This is a genomic window from Micromonospora maris AB-18-032 (genome assembly GCF_000204155.1).
Taxonomy (GTDB): Bacteria; Actinomycetota; Actinomycetes; order Mycobacteriales; family Micromonosporaceae; genus Micromonospora; species Micromonospora gifhornensis.
The window spans coordinates 109,331-130,110 of record NC_015434.1 but is presented as its reverse complement, the minus strand read 5'-3'; the positions used below and the strand labels follow the sequence as shown (position 1 = coordinate 130,110).

The following is a 20,780-nucleotide window of genomic DNA, read 5'->3' as shown; positions in this document are numbered from 1 at the left end:
CCGACCCTCGACGGTGACCGGCCCAGGCCGTCGGATCACGTACCGGTAGCCTGGGTGGCCGCGCCGGAGGCCATTCGGTCAGGCCGGGCGACCGACAGGACGGATTCTTCGTGGCATTTGGCGAACGGTTGGGGCACGGGGTACGTGGCGCTGCCATCGGTGTGGCCGAGGCGGTACCAGGGATCAGTGGCGGAACGATCGCACTGGTCACCGGCGTGTACGAACGGGTCATCGCCTCCGCCGGCCACGTGGTGAGCGCGATCCGGTACGCCGCGTCGGACCTGCCGCGTGGGCGCGGCGGAATCCGCGCCAGGCAGCAGCTTCGCCAGGTGCACTGGGAGGTGGTCGTCCCGCTGCTGATCGGCATGCTGCCGGGCCTGCTGATCGCCGCGAAGACCCTCGAACCGCTGCTCACCGACTATCCGGAGCAGACCCGAGGGCTCTTCCTCGGGCTGGTGCTCGCCTCGGTGCTGGTACCGGTGTCGATGGTGGGCGCACCGTGGCGGCGCAAGGAGATCGCGGCCCTCGTCCTCGCCGCGGTGGGCGCGTTCGCGCTGACCGGCCTGCCGCAGGCCACTCTCGACCCGCATCCGCTGATCGTGCTGATGGCAGCGGCCATCGCGGTCTGTGCCCTGGTGATGCCCGGGGTGTCCGGGTCGTTCCTGCTGCTGACCGTCGGCCTGTACGAGCCGACGATCACCGCGTTGAACGACCGCGACTTCGGCTACCTGGCGATCTTCGCGACCGGCATGGTGATCGGCCTGTCGCTCTTCGTCAAGCTGCTTCAGTGGCTGCTGGAGGAGCACCGCCGGATGACTCTCGCGGTCATGTCCGGTGCCCTGCTGGGCAGCCTTCGGGCACTATGGCCGTGGCAGTCCGACGAGCGGACCCTCCACGCGCCGGGCGACAATATCCTGCCCATCACCGCGCTGTTCCTGGTCGGCATCGCCGTGGTCACGGCGATGGTCGTCGCCGAACGTCGACGGTTGCGTCGCGCCGCCCAGGATCTCACCGAGGAGGCGTACGAGACACCTCAACGGCACTGACACCCGCCGTCTGGTGGCTACCCGTGGGCAGCCACCAGACGGCTGCGAGTCAGCGAGCCTTCTTGGTGGCCCGCTTACGCGGCGGGGTCAGCAGGTCGGCGATCGTGGCGATCGCGCTCGGGACCAGTCGGTAGTAGGCCCACACACCGCGCTTCTCCCGCTCCAGCAAGCCGGCCTCGGTGAGGATACGGAGGTGGTGACTGACCGTCGGCTGGGAGAGGCCGAGCGGTGCGGTCAGATCGCACACGCACGCCTCGCCCTCGGGCGCCGACTGGATCAGGCTGAGCAGCCGCAGCCGAGCGGGGTCGGCAAGGGCCTTGAGGACCCCCGCCAGCCGCTCGGCGTCGGCGCGTTCGATCGGCTCACCGGCAAGCGGCGAGATCTGAGGCATAGTCATTTCGGCCAACGCAGTTCCCACGTATTCCATCCTTCCACCAGCAGCATCGATCCGCCTGCATATCAGCAGATCCGAATCGGCAAACTTTTACGCCACAAGGCCGAGGTCAGCCAACGTATAGGCCGCCCGATAGGGCAATCCGGCGGCTCGCACCGCATCGCCGGCACCACGATCAACGATAACGGCCACCCCCACGACATCGGCCCCGGCCTCGCGAAGAGCCTCGACGGCGGTCAACACACTTCCACCTGTGGTGGAGGTGTCCTCCACCGCCAGCACCCGACGACCGGCCACATCAGGGCCTTCGATCCGTCGCTGAAGTCCGTGCGCCTTGCCGGTTTTGCGCACCACGAAAGCGTCCAACGGACGCCCGGTGGCGTGCAGCATCGACAGGGCGATCGGGTCAGCTCCCAATGTCAGGCCACCCACTGCGTCGTACGACCAGTCGGCGGTCAGGTCCCGCATCACCCGGCCGACCAACGGGGCCGCCCGGTGATGGAGCGTGACGCGCCTGAGGTCGACATACCAGTCGGCCTCCCGCCCCGAGGAGAGCACCACCCGGCCGTGGACCACAGCCAGGTCAGAGATGAATTTACGCAGGTCGTCGTGGTCCCCCATGGGGGTAGAGGGTACTGCGCACACCTGTGCGCCGCGTGCGCGGGCTACCTGCGGCTACCCGTCCGGGCGACCGATGAATGACGATGCCCGTTACACTCGGTTAGCCGTCACCGTGATTCGAGTGATCCAGCCTCGGGGCGGTCGTTTCCGGACCACCGAGCTGCGTCAGTCAGCCGCGGTCCCGGCCGATGCGGCCACGGGTGTCCCGGGCGACCCGGTCGAGCAGGCCACGCGGCGCGTGCCGCAGGCCCGCCACGGCCAGCTTGTACTTCCAGGACGGAACGCTGACGAACTTGCCTTTTCCCAGGTCACGTAAGGCTTCGTCGACCACGTCGGCGGCGTTGAGCCACATCCATTCCGGGGTTTTCGACATGTCGATGCCGGCTCGCTGATGAAATTCGGTACGCGTGTAGCCGGGGCAGAGCGCCATCACCCGTACGCCGAACGGGCGCGCGGATTGGCCCACCGACTCACTGAAGTTGGTGACCCACGCCTTGCTCGCCGAGTACGTCGATCCGGGCATGAGCGCGCCGAACCCGGCGACGGAGGAGACATTAATCACTGCCCCGTTCCGCCGTTCGGTCATCGTGACCAGCGCAGCAAGGGTGAGCCGCATGACGGCGTGCACGTTGAGCCGGAGCAACCGGATCTCGTCCGCCACCGACGATCGCAGGAACGGCGTGTTCAGACTGATCCCCGCATTGTTGACCAGCAACTCGACGGGCGGGGTCGCGGCGACTCGTTGCTCCACCTGCGCACAGCCGTCGTCAGTGGACAGATCGGCGGCAATCGTCTCGGTCTCCACGCCGTACCGGCCGGTCAGCTCGGCGGCCTGAGCAGCGAGCCGGGTCCCGTCCCGGGCCACCAGCACCAGGTGCCACCCGTCGGCGGCCAGTCGACCGGCGAAGGCCGCTCCGATGCCTGCGGTCGCTCCGGTGATCAGCGCCCAGCGACCGGCGGTCGGCTGGTCGGACGGCAACGTCACGGAACTGCTCACCTCGGCGGGTAAGAGGGCGGCGGCGCTGCCCCGGGCGGCGGATAAGGCTGGTACGGCGGTGCCCCGCCCGGCTGAGGCGGCGTCGCCGCGGGTGCCGAGCGGCGGCGGAACCAGGGACCGACCGACGGCAGGGCCAGCAGTACGGCTACCACAAGGTAACCGAGCACCTGGGCGACCGAAAGGGTCACGGTGAGCGGAATCCACCAGGACGGGTAGCCGTCCGCGGCCAGACCGAACAGTTCGGTGAGGGACGGGTCGTTGCGGAGATTCAAGGGTGTGACGTACTGGATGAGCTGAACCAGCAGGCCGCAGCAGCCGAACGACACACCGAAGCCGGCGACCACCCAGGTGCCCACCCGGGCACCGGATCGGCCTGCCGCCACACCGAGCGCAAGGCCGGCGAGAAGGAACCCGGCCAGCACACTCACCACCGTCGACAGCAGGACCGAGGTCCGCAGGAGGGTGGCCATCGCGTCGATCTCACTGCCGCTCTGCGAACTGCCGGCGGCCGCGGCACGCAGCCGGTCGCCGATGCCGCCGAACGCGATCAGGCCCGCCAGCGCGTAGCCGAGGGCACCGAGCGCCATCACCGCCAGCACCGCCACAGCGAGCCGGACCGCGCCAGGCCGACCGACCGGCACCTGTTCGGGGTACGACACGACGAGTCCCTCCGGTAGGCGTTCGGGAAGCAACCTACTCGGAGGGACCGTCACAGTCGCCTCGGTTCGGGCGTGTCGAGGCCCCGGCGCAGGCCGTCCGGGCCGGACCGGGGCTCGACCAGCCGATCAGCCTCGATCAGTTGGAGTTGCCGCTGGGCGGCTGATCGCCCGGTTGCCCCGGCGGATTCTGGCCGCCCTGCTCGCCCGACGGGCCCGAGGACGTCTGTCCCGGGATCGGCGGGTAGCCGGGCTCACCGGACTGTTGCGGCGGCTGGCCGGGCGTCGCCGGATAGCCGGGCTCAGCGGACTGGCCGGGCGTCGCCGGATAGCCGGGTTCACCGGACTGGCCGGGGTAGCCCGGCTGGCCCGGGTAACCCTGCTGGCCGGGTTGGCCTGGGTAGCCCGGCTGAGCCGGATAACCCGGCTGGGCCGGGTAGCCGGGATAGGTGGCACCGGGAGTCGGCGGCTCCCACTGCGCCGCCGGCTTGCGGAAGAACTCGTTTGCCTTCGGCAGCGCCAGCAGGATCAGCGCCACCAGCAGCGAGATCAGGCTGATCACGCCGAGCAGGATGCTGACCGGAGTCGCCCAGGAGGGCAGCGCCTCCTCGACCCGGCGCTGGATCTCCTCCGCGCTGGGCATGTCCCCGCTGGTGTCGCTCGGCGTGGCGAGGCCACCGCCCAGGCTGCCCAGCATGTTGAACCCGTTGCAGCAGAACAGGATGCCGCCGACGATCCAGGTGGCGATCCGCGAACCGTTCTTGCCCCGCAGGTTCACCAGGCCCAGACCGGCCAGTGCCAGCGCCGCCGCCAGCATGAAGATGGAGGTGCCGACACCGACGGCGACCGTCAGGTCGGCGATCCCCTCCAGCCCTTCGGCGCTGCTGCCCTGCAGGGCTTCCTCCATCGCGTCGCGGACGGCGCCGATGGTGGCCAGGGTGATGATCGCGCTGATCAGCTGGCAGATCGCGAACAACCACAGCAAATAGGTGGATAGGGTTACCACACCCGGCCGAGACCGGGTCGGAGTGCTCTGAGGATCAGCCATCTCTCTCCTTCTCGGGAACGCGCTTCACCGTATCGGCACCCGACCAGTTCGGCACGCCTGAGGTGCCAGCCGCACCGCGCGTCACCTGCGGCAACGGCGGTCGATCAGTCGAGATGAATCCATGCTCCGGCGCGATCCGACCACCGACGGGCTCAGGATTCGGCGAGCCGGTCGGCGGCGTACGCACCGACGGTGGTGCTGTCCAGCACGCACCCGGTGGCGGTCTGCAGCTGTGCGGAATCGGCGCGCAGCCCGACCCAGGCCGCCTGTCCGGCTGCCGGATCGAGCCGTTCCAGGAGAGTGGCCGCGTACACCCGGGCGGCCGGTGTGCCCGCCGACAGCAGGCGTTCGAGCTGCCCGCGTACCTCTTCGGGGCGGTCGGCCGCCAACTCCTCGATCCGTTGGTAGGCCTCGGTCTCCGGCAACATGGTTCCGGCCAGCCCCACCCCACCGAAGGTGACCGTCTCGGCGTTGGCGAGGGCCGCGGCCGCGTCCGCCAACTCGTCGTGCTGTCGTCCCATCGCGAACATGTCTCCATCCTGACCCGGACGCACGGGCGGCGCACCCCTGTTCCGCGGGCGACCCGTACCGCTGACGACGACGGGCCCGCGTCGCGAGGACGCGGGCCCGTGGCGGGTGGTTCGGCGGTCAGGCGGCCGTCACCGACAGGCCGTCCTTGGTGTCGGCGAGGTCGACCCGTACGGTGTCGCCGTCTCGAATCTTGCCGGCGAGCAGCGCCTTGGCGAGCTGGTCGCCGATCGCGGACTGGACCAAGCGACGCAGCGGCCGGGCACCGTAGATCGGGTCGTAACCGTGCTCGGCGAGCCAGGTGCGGGCGGCGTCGGTGACGTCAAGCGTCAACCGGCGGTCCGCGAGCCGGCGGCGCAGCCGGGCGATCTGGATGTCCACGATGGCCCGCAGGTCGTCGCCCTGGAGGGCGGCGAAGACCACGATGTCGTCGAGCCGGTTGAGGAACTCCGGCTTGAAGTGCGACCGGACCACCGCGAGCACACCCTCACGCCGCTGTTCCTCGGCGAGGGTCAGGTCGCTGATCACCGACGATCCCAGGTTCGAGGTGAGGATCAGGATGGCGTTGCGGAAGTCGACCGTACGCCCCTGACCGTCGGTGAGCCGGCCGTCGTCCAGCACCTGGAGCAGGACGTCGAAGACGTCCGGGTGGGCCTTCTCCACCTCGTCGAGCAGGATCACCGAGTACGGCCGGCGGCGTACCGCCTCGGTGAGCTGGCCACCCTCCTCGTACCCGACGTAGCCGGGCGGGGCACCGACCAGGCGGGCCACGGAGTGCTTCTCGCCGTACTCGCTCATGTCGATGCGGACCATGGCCCGCTCGTCGTCGAAGAGGAACCCGGCGAGCGCCTTGGCCAGCTCGGTCTTGCCGACGCCGGTCGGGCCGAGGAAGAGGAAGCTGCCGGTCGGGCGGTCCGGGTCGGCGACGCCGGCCCGGGCGCGGCGTACCGCGTCGGAGACCGCGCCGACGGCCTCGGCCTGGCCGACGACCCGCTCGCGCAGCGAATCCTCCATCCGCAGCAGCTTGGCGGTCTCGCCCTCCAGCAGTCGGCCGGCGGGGATGCCGGTCCAGGAGGCGACCACGGCGGCGATGTCGTCGGCGCCGACCTCCTCCTTGAGCATCGCGCCGTCGGCCTGGAGCCGGGCCAGTTCCTCCGCCGCCTGCTTCAGCTCGTTGTTCAGTGCGGGGATGCGGCCGTAGCGCAGCTCGGCGGCGCGTTCCAGCTCGCCGTCGCGCTCGGCCCGCTCGGCCTCGCCACCGAGGCGCTCCAACTCCTCCTTGGCGGTGGAGAGCTTGGTGATGTGGGTCTTCTCCAGCTTCCACCGCTCGGACAGGGCGGTGAGCTGCTCGCGCTTGTCGGCCAACTCCTTGCGCAGCCGTTCGAGGCGCTCGGCGGAGGCGGCGTCCGGCTCCTTGGCCAGCGCCATCTCCTCGATCTCCAGCCGGCGAACCGCCCGCTCGATCTCGTCCACCTCGACCGGCCGGGAGTCGATCTCCATCCGGAGCCGGGACGCCGACTCGTCGACCAGGTCGATCGCCTTGTCCGGCAGGAACCGGTCGGTGATGTACCGGTCGGAGAGCGCGGCGGCGGCGACCAGTGCGGCGTCGGTGATGCGTACGCCGTGATGCACCTCGTAGCGTTCCTTGAGCCCGCGCAGGATGCCGATGGTGTCCTCGACGGTGGGCTCGCCGACCAGCACCGGCTGGAAGCGGCGCTCCAGGGCCGGGTCCTTCTCGATGTGCTCGCGGTACTCGTCGAGCGTGGTCGCACCGACCATCCGCAGCTCACCGCGGGCCAGCATCGGTTTGAGCATGTTGCCGGCGTCCATCGAGCCCTCGCCCTTGCCGGCGCCGACGACGGTGTGCAGTTCGTCGAGGAAGGTGATGACCTGCCCGTCGGAGTTCTTGATCTCCTCCAGGACGGACTTGAGCCGCTCCTCGAACTGCCCCCGGTACGACGCACCGGCGACCATCGCGCCGAGGTCGAGCGAGACGAGCTTCTTGTCGCGCAGCGACTCCGGCACGTCTCCGGCGACGATGCGCTGGGCCAGGCCCTCCACGATGGCGGTCTTGCCGACACCCGGTTCGCCGATCAGCACCGGGTTGTTCTTGGTACGCCGGGACAGCACCTGGATCACCCGACGGATCTCGGAGTCCCGGCCGATCACCGGGTCGATCTTGCCGTCGCGGGCGCTCGCGGTCAGGTCGACGCCGTATTTGGCGAGGGCCTGGTAGGTCTGCTCCGGGTCGGCGCTGGTGACCCGGCGGTCCCCACCCCGCACCTTCGGAAAGGCGGCGACAAGCGTCTCCTCGGTGGCACCGGCGGCCTTCAGCGCACCGGAGACGGCACCGCCGACCCGGGCCAGCCCGGCCAGCAGGTGCTCGGTGGAGGTGTACTCGTCGCCGAGCGGGCGGGCGATCTGCTCGGCCGCACCGATGGCGTTGACGAACTCACGGGCCAGGGTCGGCTCGGCGATGCTGGAACCCCGGGCGGCGGGCAGCGCGTCGAGGGCCCGCTGGGTGACTCGGCGCAGCTCGGCGGGATCGGCCCCGACGGCGCGCAGCAGGCCGGCAGCGGTCGAACCCTCGGTGTCGAGCAACGACAGCAGCAGGTGCCACGGCTCCACGGTGGCGTGCCCGCGCTGGTTGGCCAGGGCGACGGCGCCGGTGATGGTCTCGCGGCTGCGGGTGGTGAGGCGTTCGGTGTTCATGGGCTCCCCTGGATCGGCGTGTCCACTGGTACCGACAGAACCAGAGTTGAGTCTATTCCGCTCAACCCTAGCGGTGTGACCTACCCCACGGCAATGCGAGTCAGCCCGTCTCCAGCGCCACTTCCACCCAGGTGCGGTCACCGAGGTGACCGATGCCGAGCAGGATGGTCTCCGACGTGCCCGCGAACAGAGTGCCGTCAGGCAGCCGTCGCAGGTGGTGCCGATCGGTCAACGGCCAGCGGGGCAGGTCGACGTACCGGCCGCCGAGCAGCGCTCCCGCGCCCCGTGAGCTGACCACCGCCACCACCCCGGCGCCCAGCGGAACGGCTCGGCCGGCTCCCGGCTGCCCCTCGGCGCGTACCCGCTGCCAGGAGGCGCCTTCGAGTCGCCACAGCGCCGGAAAGCTGATCCGGTCCGGCCGCTCACCGATCAGCCAGAGTTCGCCGGCCACCGACTCCACCCGCAACAGCCACACCTCGCCGTCGGGTGCGGGCAGCGTGGTCGGCTCCCAGCTGCGCCCCTCGTCCCAGGAGATCGCCGCGTACGGCCGGCCGTCCTCGCCCGCCCCGGCCGCCACCAGCGGCCCCTCGTACCTCGTACCGTTCCGCACCAGCCACGCGTCACCCAGCACCACCGCGTTCAGCGCGGGCAGCGGCGGTTGGGTGGCCAGCGGACGCAGCGTCCGGCCGGTCCAGCGGCCGACCTTGCCCGTCTTCTCGCTGATCTGGAACCTGCCCTGGGTGGCCCGCCACTGCGGGGGCGCGACCTCACCCGGGCTGTGCCGGAAGGTCCGGCCGTCGTCGGTGGACGTCCACCAGCCGTACGGTTCGGCCCACAGGGCCAGCAGTCCCGGCGCGGTGTACATCTGCTGGTTGTCCGCCACCGGCTTCGGATGCCGCAGCCGCTGCCAGGAACGTCCTCCGTCGCCGGTGGACCAGAGCAGGGCGGGACAGTTCCGGCCGGGTGGCTGGCCGTCGCAGGAGCCGAAGAGGGCGTAACCGCGGTAGGCGTCGACGAACTCGACGTACGGCCGGTCGTACTGTCGCGGTACCGCGAGCCGACTCCCGCGGACCTCCGCGATCTGCGGCGGACTCGACGGCGCCGCACTCGACGGCACCGGGGTCGGCGTGGGCGGCGGGCGGCGGATGTCTCCGATCGAGCAGCCCGCCAGCGTCGGCACCAGGGCGGCCATCGCCATCCAACGATGTCGGCGGGTAGTCATTCAGCCTCCGTCACGGAAGTAGCCCGAGCCCTGTTCGTGGCATCAGGCCGCCCTACCAGGCGTCGGGGTACGCCACGACATGATGACGGAGTCCGGCCATCGGCTACCGCGGGTCGGCCGTCCGGAGGATGCGGCCCGGCCAACGGGCGGAGATTTGCTTCCGGGAGGGGCTACCCGTACTGACCGGTACCGCGTTACCGTGTCGCCCCAGCAGCCAGGGTTCGCGGAGAGCGGACGACGCCCCCGCGGGCAGAGCGGAAGGTTGGCCGGTGAGCGTGCAGGAGTCAACGTTCCACGGCTTCGCCAACCCCGTCGACCCGTCCCCGGCGGAGTTGCGGTCGTGGGCCTACAACCCCGATTCGGTGCCGTTGACCTCCATGCCACCGGACTGGGACCTGCTGGTCTCCGGCGACCGGCTGGTGATGACGCTGTTCGACCTGGCCATGGACCCGACCTGTCCGGCGCGACGGTTCGCCCTGCACTGCCTCTACATCTACGCCGCGGACGGGATCCGGACGAACTTCCGGGCGCATCCTCGGCGGCGCTTCCGCAAACTGGTGGATCAGGCCGAGCGCAACGGTGACGACATGATGCGCACCTGGGCGCACAACAGCCGGGTGTTGCTGACCCGTCCGGAGCTGTTCGTCTACCGCGAGTGGTGTGAGGGCGGCCTCGTCCGCGAGGGCCGCCGACTCTGAGCCTGCTCAGGGCGGGGCAGCTGGGTGGCCGGTCGAGTCGGTGAGGTGAGCTCACGCGAACGAGCCGGGACCCCCCGTGGCTCCCGGCCCGCACGTCGGCGGATCGTCAGCGCGATCCGCCTCGCTCGCGTCGATGCTGGTCGGTGCGCGCCTGGCCGGCGCCGTGACCGCCACGACCGCTCTGCACAGGCCGAACGCTCCGGCTGCCGCTGGCATTCCGGTCGCCGGGCCTGTTGGTGTCGCCGCCGAAGCGGCCGGACTTGACCTGGTCGGAGAAGCGGCCCTTGGTGAGCCGGTTGAACCGTTCCCGTACGTCCTCGGCCAGGTTGTCGAGCCGGTGCTCCGCCGCTTCGGCCACCTTCTTCGCCGAATCCGCCATGGCTCCCCCCGCCGAGTCCGGATTGGGACAGTTAGACCATTAACGTGGAGGCTAACGAAGACAACCTGTCTCCCGCTCGGATTTGCCGAAACAGGTCCGAAACGAATTCCACCCGCTCAGAAAAGTGATCGCGCTCGGTCCTGGATCGAGTGGCCCGGCGGTCGTGCAGGGCCACCCGATCCGTGATCGAGCGCGATCTTCGAATTGGTGGTCAGCGGTCAGGGTTGCGGCGGGGACGCCAGACCACCAAGGCGGTGGAGGTCTGGTTGGTCGGCACCAGATCGCGACCGGGGAAGCGGGCCAGCGACTCCAGTTCGGCCATCCGCCGGTACGCGGCCTCCAGCTCGGCCTCCAACTGGGCGACCCGCTGCTGCGCCTGCTCCAACAGCCGTTCCAGGCCGATGATCCGCTTGATCCCGGCGAGGTTGACCCCGTCGTCCTGGCTGAGCCGCTGCACCTCGCGCAGCAGCACCACGTCCCGAACGCTGTACCGCCGCCCGCCGCCTGCTGCCCGGCCGGCCTGCACCAGGCCCAGCCGGTCGTACTGACGCAGCGTCTGCGGGTGCATCCCCGCCATCCGCGCCGCAACCGAGATCATCAGCACCTTGGCCTCGTAGGCGGGGTCATCCGAACCGACGAACCCGTCCATGCCGCTCACCTCCGCACCGCTTCACCGAGTCAACTGAACCGACGCACCCGGGCGTCGAGATGTTCCCGAGCCGCCGGCGGGGTGTGCGCCGCGAACGTCTCCAGGGCCGTCCGCGCCTCGTCGGAGATCCCGGCGGGCACCACCACGTCCAGCGTGACGAGCAGATCGCCGGTCTGCCCGTCCCGGCGACCCACTCCCTTGCCCCGAGCCCGCAGCACCCGCCCGCTCGGCGTACCCGGCGGCACCCGCAGGGTCACCGCGCCGTCGAGGGTCGGTACCCGCAGATCCGTGCCGAGTACCGCCTCGGTGAAGGTGATCGGGACGGTCAGGGTGAGGTCGTCGCCGGTGCGCCCGAACAGGTCGTCGGGCCGGACCTTGACGTGCACGAACAGGTCACCTGCCGGGCCGCCGCGGGTGCCCGGCTCGCCCCGGCCGGCCAGCCGGATCCGCTGGCCGTCGGCCACCCCCGCCGGGAAGCGGACGTTGAGCGTACGGGTCTTGGTGACGCCGCCGGTGCCCTGGCACTCCGGGCACTTCTCGTCGACGACGGTGCCGACGCTCTGACAGTTGCGGCACGGCTCGGAGAAGCTGAAGGCACCCTGGTTGCGGGTGGTCACCCCGGCACCGTGGCAGACCGGACAGGCCCTCGGCTGGGTGCCCGGCTTGGCACCGTTGCCGTGGCAGGTGTCGCAGACCCCGGGGGCCCGCAGCGTGAGCGGCAGGGTCACGCCCCGCACCGCGTCGTCGAAGTCGAGCGCCACCTCGGTCTCGACGTCCCGGCCGCGCGCCGGACCGGGCGCACCGCCCCCGGCGCCGCCACCCTGGCCGCCCGTGAAGATCGAACTGAACAGGTCGGAGATGTTGCCGCCGGCGAACCGACCACCTCCGCCGGGAGTTCCCCCGCCGAACAGGTCGGAGACGTCGAAGGGCATCCCGCCGGGCTGGCCAGGCTGGCGGGCGCCCCGGCGGAACGCGCCCGAGCCGAACAGCGACCGCATCTCGTCGTACTCACGGCGCTTGGTGTCGTCGCCCAGCACCGCGTACGCCTCGGAGACCGCCTTGAAGCGCTCCTCAGCCTTGGGGTCACCGGGGTTGTGGTCCGGGTGCGACTCCCGGGCCAGCTTCCGGTACGCCTTTTTGATCTCATCAGCGGAGGCGGTCTTCGCCACGCCCAGGACCGCGTAGTAGTCCTTCTCGATCCAGTCCTTGGAACTCAACGTCCACCTCCTCCCCACTGCCGGGCCGGGGCCGTCCCGTCCGCCGTCAAACGGCGGAGGAGACGCCCCCGGTCACCGTCGCGCACTATTCCGGATCGGCCACCGCGACCATCGCCGGCCGCAGCAGTCGCTCGCCCATCTGGTAACCCCGTCGCATCACCTGCACGCAGGTCGGTTCGGTGACGTCGGGCGAGGTCTGGTGGGCCACCGCCTCGTGCCGCGTCGGGTCGAACGGGTCGCCCTGCTCACCGAAGGGAGTCAGGCCGAACTTGCCCAACGCGGCGATCAGCTGCTCGGCCACCGAACCGAACGGACCGACCAGATCACCGTGCTCCCGGGCCCGGTCCAGGTCGTCCAAAATCGGCAGCAGCGCGGCCAGCACGGAGCCGGTCGCCTGCTCGGTGACCAGCGCGCGGTCACGCTCGACCCGCTTGCGGTAGTTGGCGTACTCGGCCGTGACCCGCTGCAGGTCCCGGGTGCGCTCGTCGAGATCGGAGCGCAGCGCCGCCAACTCGGCACCGAGCCCGCCGGCCGCCCCGTCCGACCCCTTCTCGGCCGTGGACTCGCCGACCGGACTCGCCGGAGAGTCCACCACCGGTGGCCCGTCGGTGGCCGGTTCGCTCAACGCGGCGGCCTCGACCTGGATGGCGTCGACCACCACCTCGGCATCCTCGACCAGGCCCTCGGCCGGAACGTCCGACCCGGCGTCGGCAGCCGCGCCCTCCGGCTCGGAGGTTTGGCTGATCTTGCGGTTGTTGCGGATGACGACCCGCGGCGCATCGCCGGCGGCCGGCTCCGACGCCGAGCCACCCGGCGCCGACCCGGTGTCACCCGGGTCAGCGGCTCGTGGCTGCTCCGTCATACGACTACCTCATCCCTCTGCCCGTGAGCCTGCGTCGTCCGGACCGTCACTTCTTGTCCTCGTCGACGATTTCCGCGTCGACCACGTCGTCGGCACCGGGCCGCCCGCCGGCCTGACCAGCGCCGGCCGCACCGGCCGCACCACCGGCACCGGCACCGGCACCACCAGCAGCGCCGCCCGCCTCAGCCTGCTCACCCTGCTGGGCGTAGAGCAGCGAGCCCGCCTCCTGGGAGACCTGCGCCAGCCGCTCGTGCGCCGACTTGATCTTATCGATGTCGCTGCCACCGAGGGCACCACGCAGCTCACCGAGGGCCTCGTTGAGCTTCTCGCGGTTCTCGGCGGGGAGCTTGTCGCCGTTCTCGGCGAGGAACTTCTCGGTCTGCCACTGCAGGGCCTCGGCCACGTTGCGGGCCTCCGCCTCGTCGCGACGACGCTTGTCCTCCTCCGCGTGCTCCTCGGCGTCCCGGCGCATCCGCTCGATGTCATCCTTCGGCAGCGAGGAACCGCCGGTGATGGTCATCTTCTGCTCCTTGCCGGTGCCCAGGTCCTTCGCGTGGACGTTGACGATGCCGTTCGCGTCGATGTCGAAGGTGACCTCGATCTGCGGCACGCCACGCGGGGCCGGCGGAAGACCGGTCAGCTCGAAGGTGCCGAGCTTCTTGTTGTACGCGGCGATGTCGCGCTCGCCCTGGAAGACCTGGATCAGCACCGAGGGCTGGTTGTCGTCGGCGGTGGTGAACACCTCCGAGCGCTTGGTCGGGATGGTGGTGTTGCGCTCGATCAGCTTGGTGAAGATGCCGCCCTTGGTCTCGATGCCCAGGCTCAGCGGGGTCACGTCGAGCAGCAGGACGTCCTTGACCTCACCCTTGAGCACGCCGGCCTGCAGGGCGGCGCCGACGGCGACGACCTCGTCCGGGTTGACGCCCTTGTTCGGGTCCCGGCCGGTGAGCTGCTTGACCAGGTCGGTCACGGCCGGCATCCGGGTCGAGCCGCCGACCAGGATCACGTGGTCGACGTCGGAGACCTTGATCCCGGCGTCCTTGACGGCCTGCTCGAACGGGACCTTGCAGCGGTCCAGCAGGTCCTGCGTCATGCGCTGGAACTCGGCCCGGCTCAGCGTCACGTCCAGGTGCAGCGGACCGGCCGCACCGGCGGTGATGTACGGCAGGTTGATGTTGGTGGTGGTGGCGGCGGACAGCTCGATCTTGGCCTTCTCGGCCGCCTCCTTGAGCCGCTGCATCGCCATCTTGTCCTGCGACAGGTCGATGCCGTGCTCGCCACGGAAGGTCTTGACCAGGTGATCCATGATCCGCTGGTCCCAGTCGTCACCGCCGAGCAGGTTGTCACCGCTTGTCGACTTGACCTCGATGACGCCCTCGGCCAACTCCAGCAGCGACACGTCGAAGGTGCCACCACCGAGGTCGAAGACCAGGACCGTCTGCTCCTTGGAGCCCTTGTCCAGCCCGTACGCCAGGGCTGCCGCGGTCGGCTCGTTGACGATCCGCAGCACGTTGAAGCCGGCGATCTCACCGGCCTCCTTGGTGGCCTGACGCTGGCCGTCGTTGAAGTACGCCGGGACGGTGATCACCGCATCGGTGATCTGCTCGCCCAGGTAGGCCTCGGCGTCCCGCTTGAGCTTCATCAGCGTCCGGGCCGAGATCTCCTGCGGGGTGTACTTCTTGCCGTCGATGTCGACGGACCAGTTGGTGCCGATCTCCCGCTTGACCGAACGGATCGTCCGGTCCGGGTTCGTCACCGCCTGGCGCTTGGCGACCTCACCGACGAGCACCTCGCCGTTGCGGGCGAACGCGACGATCGAAGGGGTCGTCCGCGAGCCCTCAGCGTTGGCGATGACGGTGGGCTCACCGCCCTCCAGGACGCTGACGCAGGAGTTCGTCGTGCCGAGGTCGATACCGACCGCACGTGCCATCTTCGCTTCCTCGCTTCGTAACGTTGGGCAGGTGACGAGCACCCCCGTCGCACCGCCCGGCGGGCGCCGCCCGCAGCGACCCCACCTCAAGTTGAGTGAACTTGACTCAATAGTGCCACGCCCACCGCGATCGTCAAGTCGAGGTTGAGTCGAGTCGGCGCAACTCACCGCCCGCTACTGACCGGTTGTCTTACCTTGTGTCGGTCGGGCACGCTTTAGCGGTGACGACGAACGGCGATCCCGCCTCACTCTCCGGCGCGCCCGCCGTCGCAGCCCGCACCGGCCGTACCGACGCCGGGGAGGACCGGCCCGCCGCCGACGACCGCCTGCCCGACGCCCTGTCCGGCCTGCGTGCCGCGATCGGGGCCGCCACGTTCCCGCTGGTGCTGCCCTCGGCCGAGCCCGCCGAGCGGATCGGCGCCGCGCTGGCCGACCAGCTCGACGACTACCTGCTGCCCCGGCTCACCCGCCTCGACGCGCCGCTGCTCGTCGTGGTCGGCGGATCCACCGGCGCCGGCAAGTCGACCCTGGTCAACAGCCTGGTGCAGGCCCGGGTCAGCGCCGCCGGGGTGCTGCGCCCCACCACCCGCTCACCCGTACTGGTCTGCAACCCGGCCGACTCGTCCTGGTTCCGCCGGGGCGAGCTGCTGCCCGGCCTGACCCGTACCAACCAACCCAGCGACGACCCGCGCACCCTGCACCTGGTCACCGCCCCCGCGCTCGCCCCCGGCCTGGCGTTCCTGGACGCCCCCGACATCGACTCGGTGGTCGACGCCAACCGGGCGTTGGCCGGTCAACTGCTCGCCGCTGCCGACCTCTGGCTCTTCGTGACCACCGCCGCCCGGTACGCCGACGCCGTTCCCTGGGAACTGCTGCGCGGTGCGCGGGCCCGGGGCGCGGTGATCGCCATGGTGCTCGACCGGGTGCCGGCCGAGGCCACCGACGAGGTCGCCGGGCATCTCGCCGAGATGCTCGCCGAGCAGGATCTGGGCTCGGCGCCGCTGTTCGTGCTGCCGGAGACCTGGGTCGACGGGCAAGGGCTGCTGCCCGCCCGGGTCACCGCGCCGCTGGCCGACTGGTTCGCCCGGCTCGCCGCCGACGCCGACGCCCGCTCGGCGGTGGTCCGGCAGACCCTGGGTGGCGCGCTGATCGCGCTGCAACCGGCCGTGGAGAGCCTGGCCGCCGCCGCGGACGAGCAGGTGGCCGCCGCCGACACGCTTGACGATCGGGTACGCGCCGCGTACCGGGCCGCGAACCGGACGGTCGAGCAGGGGCTGCGCGACGGTCGGCTGCTCCGGGGCGAGGTGCTGGCCCGCTGGCAGGAGTTCGTCGGCACCAGCGACTTCCTCCGCAGCCTGGAGGCGCGGATCGGCCGGCTACGGGACCGGCTCGTGGCCGCGTTCAGCAGACGCCCGGCACCCGCCGCCGAGCTGCGCGAGGCGATCGAGTCTCAGCTGGTCACCCTGCTGCGGGCGGTGGCCGCCGAGGCGGCCGAGCAGGCGTACACCGGCTGGAAGGCTCATCCGGCCGGGGCCGCGCTGCTCGTGCCGGACCTCGCCCACCACGGCGACGACCTGCCCGAGCGCGCCGAGCGACTGGTCCGGGACTGGCAGCGGGGCGTGCTGGAGCTGGTCCGCACCGAGGGCGGCGACCGACGGTTCGTGGCCCGTACGGCCGCCTACGCGGTGAACGCCACCGGGTTGGCCGTCATGATCGCCGTGTTCGCCTCGACCGCGTTCATCCCGACCGGGCTGGAGGTCGCCACCGGCGCGGGCACCACCCTCGCCGGGCAGGCGGTGCTGCAGGCGATCTTCGGTGACCAGGCCGTGCGGACGCTCGCCGACAAGGCCCGGGCGGACCTGCTGGAACGGGTGCGCGCCCTGCTGGACGCCGAGGCCGCCCGCTTCCTCAGCCGGACCGAGCAGGCCCGGCCGGCGGAGCAGACCGCCACCGCGTTGCGCCAGGCCGCCGAGCGGGTGGAGGCGGCCCGGCTGGCCAGCGGCTTCGCCGACGCGACAAGCGCCCTGAGCGGGCCGGCCGACCAGGGACGCCCGGCGTGAGCGCACTGCCGCGAGACGAGCCCACGGCGGCCGGCACCGAGGTCAGCCTGGACGCGCTGGGCAAGGCCAGCGCACGGACCCGCCGGGAGCGGCTGTGATGGGGATGGGCGGACGCCTGCGTGAGGCGTTACGGGCCGACGGGCGGGTCGACGCCGACCAGTTGGTCGCCCGGCTGGAGGCGATCCGCCGGTTCCTCGGCATCGTCGACGGCCAACTGCCGGACACCCCGCTGGTGCCGGCACGCACGCTTGTCGAGCGGGCCGGCACCCGGCTGTCGCTCTCCCGCGACCACACCGTCGTGGCGCTCGCCGGTGCGACCGGCAGCGGCAAGTCGAGCCTGTTCAACGCGATGGCCCGGATGGATCTCTCTCCGGTCGGGGTGCGCCGACCCACCACCGGCGTGACGCACGCCTGCGTGTGGGGGCCGCTCGACGGCGGCACCCGACTGCTGGACTGGCTCGGCGTACTGCCCCGGCACCGGTTCGTCCGGGAGAGCCTGCTGGACGGCGACGACGAGTCCACACTGCACGGGCTGATCCTGCTCGACCTGCCGGACTTCGACTCGGTGCAGCACTCGCACCGGCTGGAGGTGGACCGGCTGCTCGGCCTGGTGGACCTGGTGGTCTGGGTGGTCGACCCGCAGAAGTACGCCGACCGGGTGGTGCACGGCAGCTACCTGCGCGAGTTCCACAGGCACCGCGACGTCACAGTGGTCGTGCTCAACCAGGTCGACCGGCTGCCCCCGACCGACGTCGACCGAGTGGTGGCCGACCTGCGCCGACTGCTCGACGCCGACGGGCTCGACGGGGTGCCGCTGCTGACCACCACGATCACCGACCCGGCCGGGACCGAGGGGCTGCGCGGAGCGCTGGAGCGCAGCGTCGCCGAACGGCAGGCCGCGCTGCGTCGACTCTCCGGTGACGTGGACGCGGTGGTCGCCGCGCTGGACGAGATGGTCGGCGCGCCACGCCCGGCGTTGACCACGGACGACCCGGCGCTGGCCGCGCTGGATCGGGCGCTGGTCGCCGCAGCGGGCGTACCGACCGTGGCGGAGGCGGTCGAGCAGGCGTACCGACACCGGGCCGCCACCACGACCGGTTGGCCGCTGGTACGCCTCTGGCGGCGGCTGCGTCCCGATCCGCTGCGCCGGTTGCACCTCCCCGACCGGTCGGGCGATCCGCGCGACCCGGCGGAGAGCCTGGTCGCCGCGACCTCCGTGCCCGAGCCCAGCGTCGCCGACCGGTCGGCGCTCGGGCTCGCGGTCCGCACGGTGGCCGAGCGGGCCGGCACCGGCCTGCCGAGCGCCTGGCCGAACGCGGTCACCGCGGCGGCCCGGTCCCGGCTCGGCGACCTGCCGGACGCCCTGGACCGCGCGATCGCCGACACCGACCTGGGGATGAACCGGCCCCGCCTCTGGTGGCGGCTGGTCGGCGGGTTGCAGTGGCTGGTGACCCTGGCCGCCGTGGCCGGGCTCGGCTGGCTCGCCCTCGGCTATGCGCTGCGGGCCCTGGGGTTGCCGGAGCTGCGTCATCCGATGGTCGGTGAGGTGCCCGTGCCGACCCTGCTGCTGCTCGGTGGGCTCTTCGCCGGGCTGCTGATGGCGGCCCTGACCCGGCCGGTGGCACGGTGGGCCGCCCGGCGGGCCCGGCAGCGCGCCGAGGCCCGGTTGACCGGGGCGGTGACGAAGGTCGGCGAGGAGTACGTGCTCGCACCGGTTCGGACGGTGATCGCCGCGCACGCCGACGCGCGGACCGTCCTCGAGGTCGCCCGGCATCGCTGAGCGACGCCGCACGTCTGCTCACCGGTCATCGGGCCCCGAGCGGCGTAGTGTCGGGTCATGGCCACGCCACAGACCCCGTACGAAGCGGTGCTGCACGCCGCCCGCGACGTGACCAAGCTCGACACCGCCCTCGACGCGGAGATGCTCGGCGCGGCCCTGCTGGGCAGCGTGTACGAGGTTGCGGAGACGGACCGGGAGACGGCAGTACGCGAGTTCGTGGCCGGTTTTCTCGCGGCCACCTCGCGACGGCGGGCTCTCGCCGCCACCACCGTACGCGCCGTGTTCGCCGCCCTCGTGCCGGACGCGAAGGGCGCGGACCGGGTCCGTCCCGGCGCTGCCGCACCAGCCTGGTCGGGTCACCTCGGCCGGGTGCACCTCACCGGCACCTGGGCGTACGGCGACGTCTACGGCGACCAGACCTCCTACCTGGCGACCTTCGCCTACGACGACACGGTCGGCGGGCCGGAACATGCGCTTATCGCGTTGGTGGACCACAACATCGGCATCGCCAAGGACGTCTTCGTCGGCGGGCCCGCGAGCCGGATCCTGGCCCAGGTCCGACAGTTGTGCGCCGAGGACGAGCTGACCTGGTTCCGGGAGGAGGATCCGAGTCGGATGCGTGGCGAGGTGAGCCGGCATCTGGCGGTCACCGACCACCTGGGGCAGTTGCCGGGTACGACGTCACTGGCCACGGATCGGGCGCTGGTCGGGGCCCGGCTGACGATCCTGCCGGCCTGGCAGGGCGCGGTGCCGGTGCCGTCCGACGATCCGCTGCCGGCAGCCGTACGGGCCGACGAGATCCGACGTTTCCTCGCCTCGCCGGAGGCGAAGCGGGCGGGCTTCGACGACGTCGACGGTGCCGAGTTGGCCTCGCTGCACTTCTGCCTGGGCCTGCTGCTCGACCACGCGGCCACCTTCGCCGACGCCGACCCGCTGCGCTGGAGCCCGACCGTGGCCGGGTTCTTCCTGCTCGACTGGGTGCACCGTCGGGCCGTACTCGACATGGACGACGCGGCGATGCTGCCCCGGGTCCTGCGGGCCTGGGCCGCGTACGCCGCCCGCAGACGTGGGTTGCCGGAAACGGCTGCCGCCGGTACGGACACCGCCATCGCCGAGATGGTGCCCGAGTTCGTCCGGCTCTACGCCACCGGCGAGCGGCGCAGCCCGGCGACCGCGGCGGTGGCGCAGTTGATGGCCGACGGGGTCGACCCGGACGATCCGGCCGCGCTCGACGCCTGGATCGACGCCAACCGGCACCGCCTCTCCGACGACAGCTGACCGCGGGCCGTGGCGAAGTTGTCACGGCGACCGCACTCGGATCGACCAGGGTCAGCGCAGCACGGTGAAGACCACGGCCGCGACCAGGCCACCGAGGACGCCACCGGCGAGCACCTGGGCGGGGGTGTGATCGCCCAGGCGCACCCGTGACCAGCCGACCAGCCCGAGCAGCGGGGTGGCCACGAGCACCCAGACGCCGAAGGTGACAAGCAGCACCGCCAGCGTGCCGACCGCGACCGCCGAGTGGATCGACATCTTCCACCATTGGCTGACCGTCACTGCGACCACCAGACCCACAAGTCCGGCGGCGACCAGGGCCAGCACGGGTCGCGGCGCGCCGAGCACCGCGAGCAGGGCCAGCCCGGCCGCCACCGAACCGAGCCCGAACAGCAGCGGAATCCGCCGCTGTTCGCGTACCCGGACGTGATGATCGGTGAGTCGGCCGCGACGCACCCCGCCGACGATGTACGCCATCGGGAGCAGGCTGGCGAAGACGACCGCGACCAACCCCCAGCCCACGCCGCTCAACCTGCCCTGGGCGCTGTGCCAGCCGATCACGACGGTGAGCAGGGAGACGAGGATGGCGGGCGCGGTCAACTCGGTGACGATCCGGGCCAGTCGCAGCCCTGGGCCGGGCCGGGCCGCAGCGACGTCGTCAGCGACCAGGTCACGGTCGACCAAGATCAGACCCCCCGCTCCGCTC

Annotated in this window: 19 protein-coding genes; 5 read left to right on the top strand and 14 right to left on the bottom strand. The window is 71.4% G+C overall.

Going from position 1 to position 20,780, the window contains the following annotated elements; all coding sequences use genetic code 11:
* Positions 1 to 110 precede the first annotated feature (110 nt).
* Positions 111 to 1,046 carry a DUF368 domain-containing protein gene (locus VAB18032_RS00650; protein WP_013730829.1) on the top strand — a complete coding sequence of 312 codons (936 nt, stop codon included), beginning with the start codon at positions 111 to 113 and terminating at the stop codon, positions 1,044 to 1,046.
* A 49-nt stretch (positions 1,047 to 1,095) separates the two neighbouring features.
* Here VAB18032_RS00650 and VAB18032_RS00645 read toward each other — a convergent pair whose 3' ends face one another.
* From VAB18032_RS00645 to VAB18032_RS00610, 8 genes are all read right to left on the bottom strand, one after another.
* Positions 1,096 to 1,473, bottom strand: coding sequence for an ArsR/SmtB family transcription factor (locus tag VAB18032_RS00645; RefSeq protein WP_007454255.1), 378 nt, complete (start codon positions 1,471 to 1,473; stop codon positions 1,096 to 1,098).
* Positions 1,474 to 1,530: 57 nt separating this feature from the next.
* Positions 1,531 to 2,061 carry an orotate phosphoribosyltransferase gene (locus tag VAB18032_RS00640; protein WP_013730827.1) on the bottom strand — a complete coding sequence of 177 codons (531 nt, stop codon included), beginning with the start codon at positions 2,059 to 2,061 and terminating at the stop codon, positions 1,531 to 1,533.
* Between the two features lie 169 nt (positions 2,062 to 2,230).
* Positions 2,231 to 3,040: an SDR family NAD(P)-dependent oxidoreductase gene (locus VAB18032_RS00635; RefSeq protein ID WP_043722509.1), complete on the bottom strand. Its 810-nt coding sequence runs from the start codon at positions 3,038 to 3,040 to the stop codon at positions 2,231 to 2,233.
* A gap of 14 nt (positions 3,041 to 3,054) precedes the next feature.
* Positions 3,055 to 3,717, bottom strand: coding sequence for a hypothetical protein (locus tag VAB18032_RS00630; RefSeq protein ID WP_013730825.1), 663 nt, complete (start codon positions 3,715 to 3,717; stop codon positions 3,055 to 3,057).
* A 136-nt stretch (positions 3,718 to 3,853) separates the two neighbouring features.
* Positions 3,854 to 4,762 (bottom strand): collagen-like protein, encoded by a 909-nt coding sequence (locus VAB18032_RS00625; RefSeq protein ID WP_043719203.1) that lies wholly within the window; start codon positions 4,760 to 4,762, stop codon positions 3,854 to 3,856.
* Between the two features lie 152 nt (positions 4,763 to 4,914).
* Entirely contained in the window at positions 4,915 to 5,292 is a 378-nt protein-coding gene (locus VAB18032_RS00620) for a hypothetical protein (protein WP_013730823.1), read from the bottom strand.
* A gap of 118 nt (positions 5,293 to 5,410) precedes the next feature.
* Positions 5,411 to 8,002, bottom strand: coding sequence for an ATP-dependent chaperone ClpB (clpB, locus tag VAB18032_RS00615; RefSeq protein ID WP_013730822.1), 2,592 nt, complete (start codon positions 8,000 to 8,002; stop codon positions 5,411 to 5,413).
* A gap of 100 nt (positions 8,003 to 8,102) precedes the next feature.
* Positions 8,103 to 9,224: a hypothetical protein gene (locus VAB18032_RS00610; protein ID WP_148272166.1), complete on the bottom strand. Its 1,122-nt coding sequence runs from the start codon at positions 9,222 to 9,224 to the stop codon at positions 8,103 to 8,105.
* Positions 9,225 to 9,493: 269 nt separating this feature from the next.
* Between VAB18032_RS00610 and VAB18032_RS00605 the strand changes: the two genes are divergently transcribed.
* Complete coding sequence (locus VAB18032_RS00605) at positions 9,494 to 9,922, top strand: hypothetical protein (RefSeq protein ID WP_013730820.1); 429 nt, start codon at positions 9,494 to 9,496, stop codon at positions 9,920 to 9,922.
* A 106-nt stretch (positions 9,923 to 10,028) separates the two neighbouring features.
* On the opposite strand, the gene VAB18032_RS00600 is transcribed toward VAB18032_RS00605, so the two are convergent.
* From VAB18032_RS00600 to dnaK, 5 genes are all read right to left on the bottom strand, one after another.
* Positions 10,029 to 10,301: a hypothetical protein gene (locus tag VAB18032_RS00600; protein ID WP_013730819.1), complete on the bottom strand. Its 273-nt coding sequence runs from the start codon at positions 10,299 to 10,301 to the stop codon at positions 10,029 to 10,031.
* A 211-nt stretch (positions 10,302 to 10,512) separates the two neighbouring features.
* Positions 10,513 to 10,950 carry a heat shock protein transcriptional repressor HspR gene (locus tag VAB18032_RS00595; RefSeq protein ID WP_013730818.1) on the bottom strand — a complete coding sequence of 146 codons (438 nt, stop codon included), beginning with the start codon at positions 10,948 to 10,950 and terminating at the stop codon, positions 10,513 to 10,515.
* 29 nt (positions 10,951 to 10,979) lie between these two features.
* Positions 10,980 to 12,167: a molecular chaperone DnaJ gene (gene dnaJ, locus VAB18032_RS00590; RefSeq protein WP_013730817.1), complete on the bottom strand. Its 1,188-nt coding sequence runs from the start codon at positions 12,165 to 12,167 to the stop codon at positions 10,980 to 10,982.
* Between the two features lie 85 nt (positions 12,168 to 12,252).
* The gene (grpE, locus tag VAB18032_RS00585) at positions 12,253 to 13,029 is read right to left on the bottom strand and encodes a nucleotide exchange factor GrpE (RefSeq protein ID WP_013730816.1); all 777 of its coding nucleotides are present in this window, start codon (positions 13,027 to 13,029) and stop codon (positions 12,253 to 12,255) included.
* A gap of 46 nt (positions 13,030 to 13,075) precedes the next feature.
* Complete coding sequence (gene dnaK / locus VAB18032_RS00580; protein ID WP_013730815.1) at positions 13,076 to 14,959, bottom strand: molecular chaperone DnaK; 1,884 nt, start codon at positions 14,957 to 14,959, stop codon at positions 13,076 to 13,078.
* A gap of 221 nt (positions 14,960 to 15,180) precedes the next feature.
* Between dnaK and VAB18032_RS00575 the strand changes: the two genes are divergently transcribed.
* From VAB18032_RS00575 to VAB18032_RS00565, 3 genes are all read left to right on the top strand, one after another.
* On the top strand, positions 15,181 to 17,019 hold the full coding sequence (locus tag VAB18032_RS00575) for a GTPase family protein (protein WP_013730814.1): 1,839 nt from the start codon (positions 15,181 to 15,183) through the stop codon (positions 17,017 to 17,019).
* Between the two features lie 103 nt (positions 17,020 to 17,122).
* Positions 17,123 to 18,799 (top strand): GTPase, encoded by a 1,677-nt coding sequence (locus tag VAB18032_RS00570; RefSeq protein ID WP_013730812.1) that lies wholly within the window; start codon positions 17,123 to 17,125, stop codon positions 18,797 to 18,799.
* Positions 18,800 to 18,856: 57 nt separating this feature from the next.
* Entirely contained in the window at positions 18,857 to 20,077 is a 1,221-nt protein-coding gene (locus VAB18032_RS00565) for a hypothetical protein (RefSeq protein ID WP_013730811.1), read from the top strand.
* A gap of 51 nt (positions 20,078 to 20,128) precedes the next feature.
* Here VAB18032_RS00565 and VAB18032_RS00560 read toward each other — a convergent pair whose 3' ends face one another.
* Positions 20,129 to 20,758, bottom strand: coding sequence for a phosphatase PAP2 family protein (locus VAB18032_RS00560; protein WP_013730810.1), 630 nt, complete (start codon positions 20,756 to 20,758; stop codon positions 20,129 to 20,131).
* Positions 20,759 to 20,780: the final 22 nt, after the last annotated feature.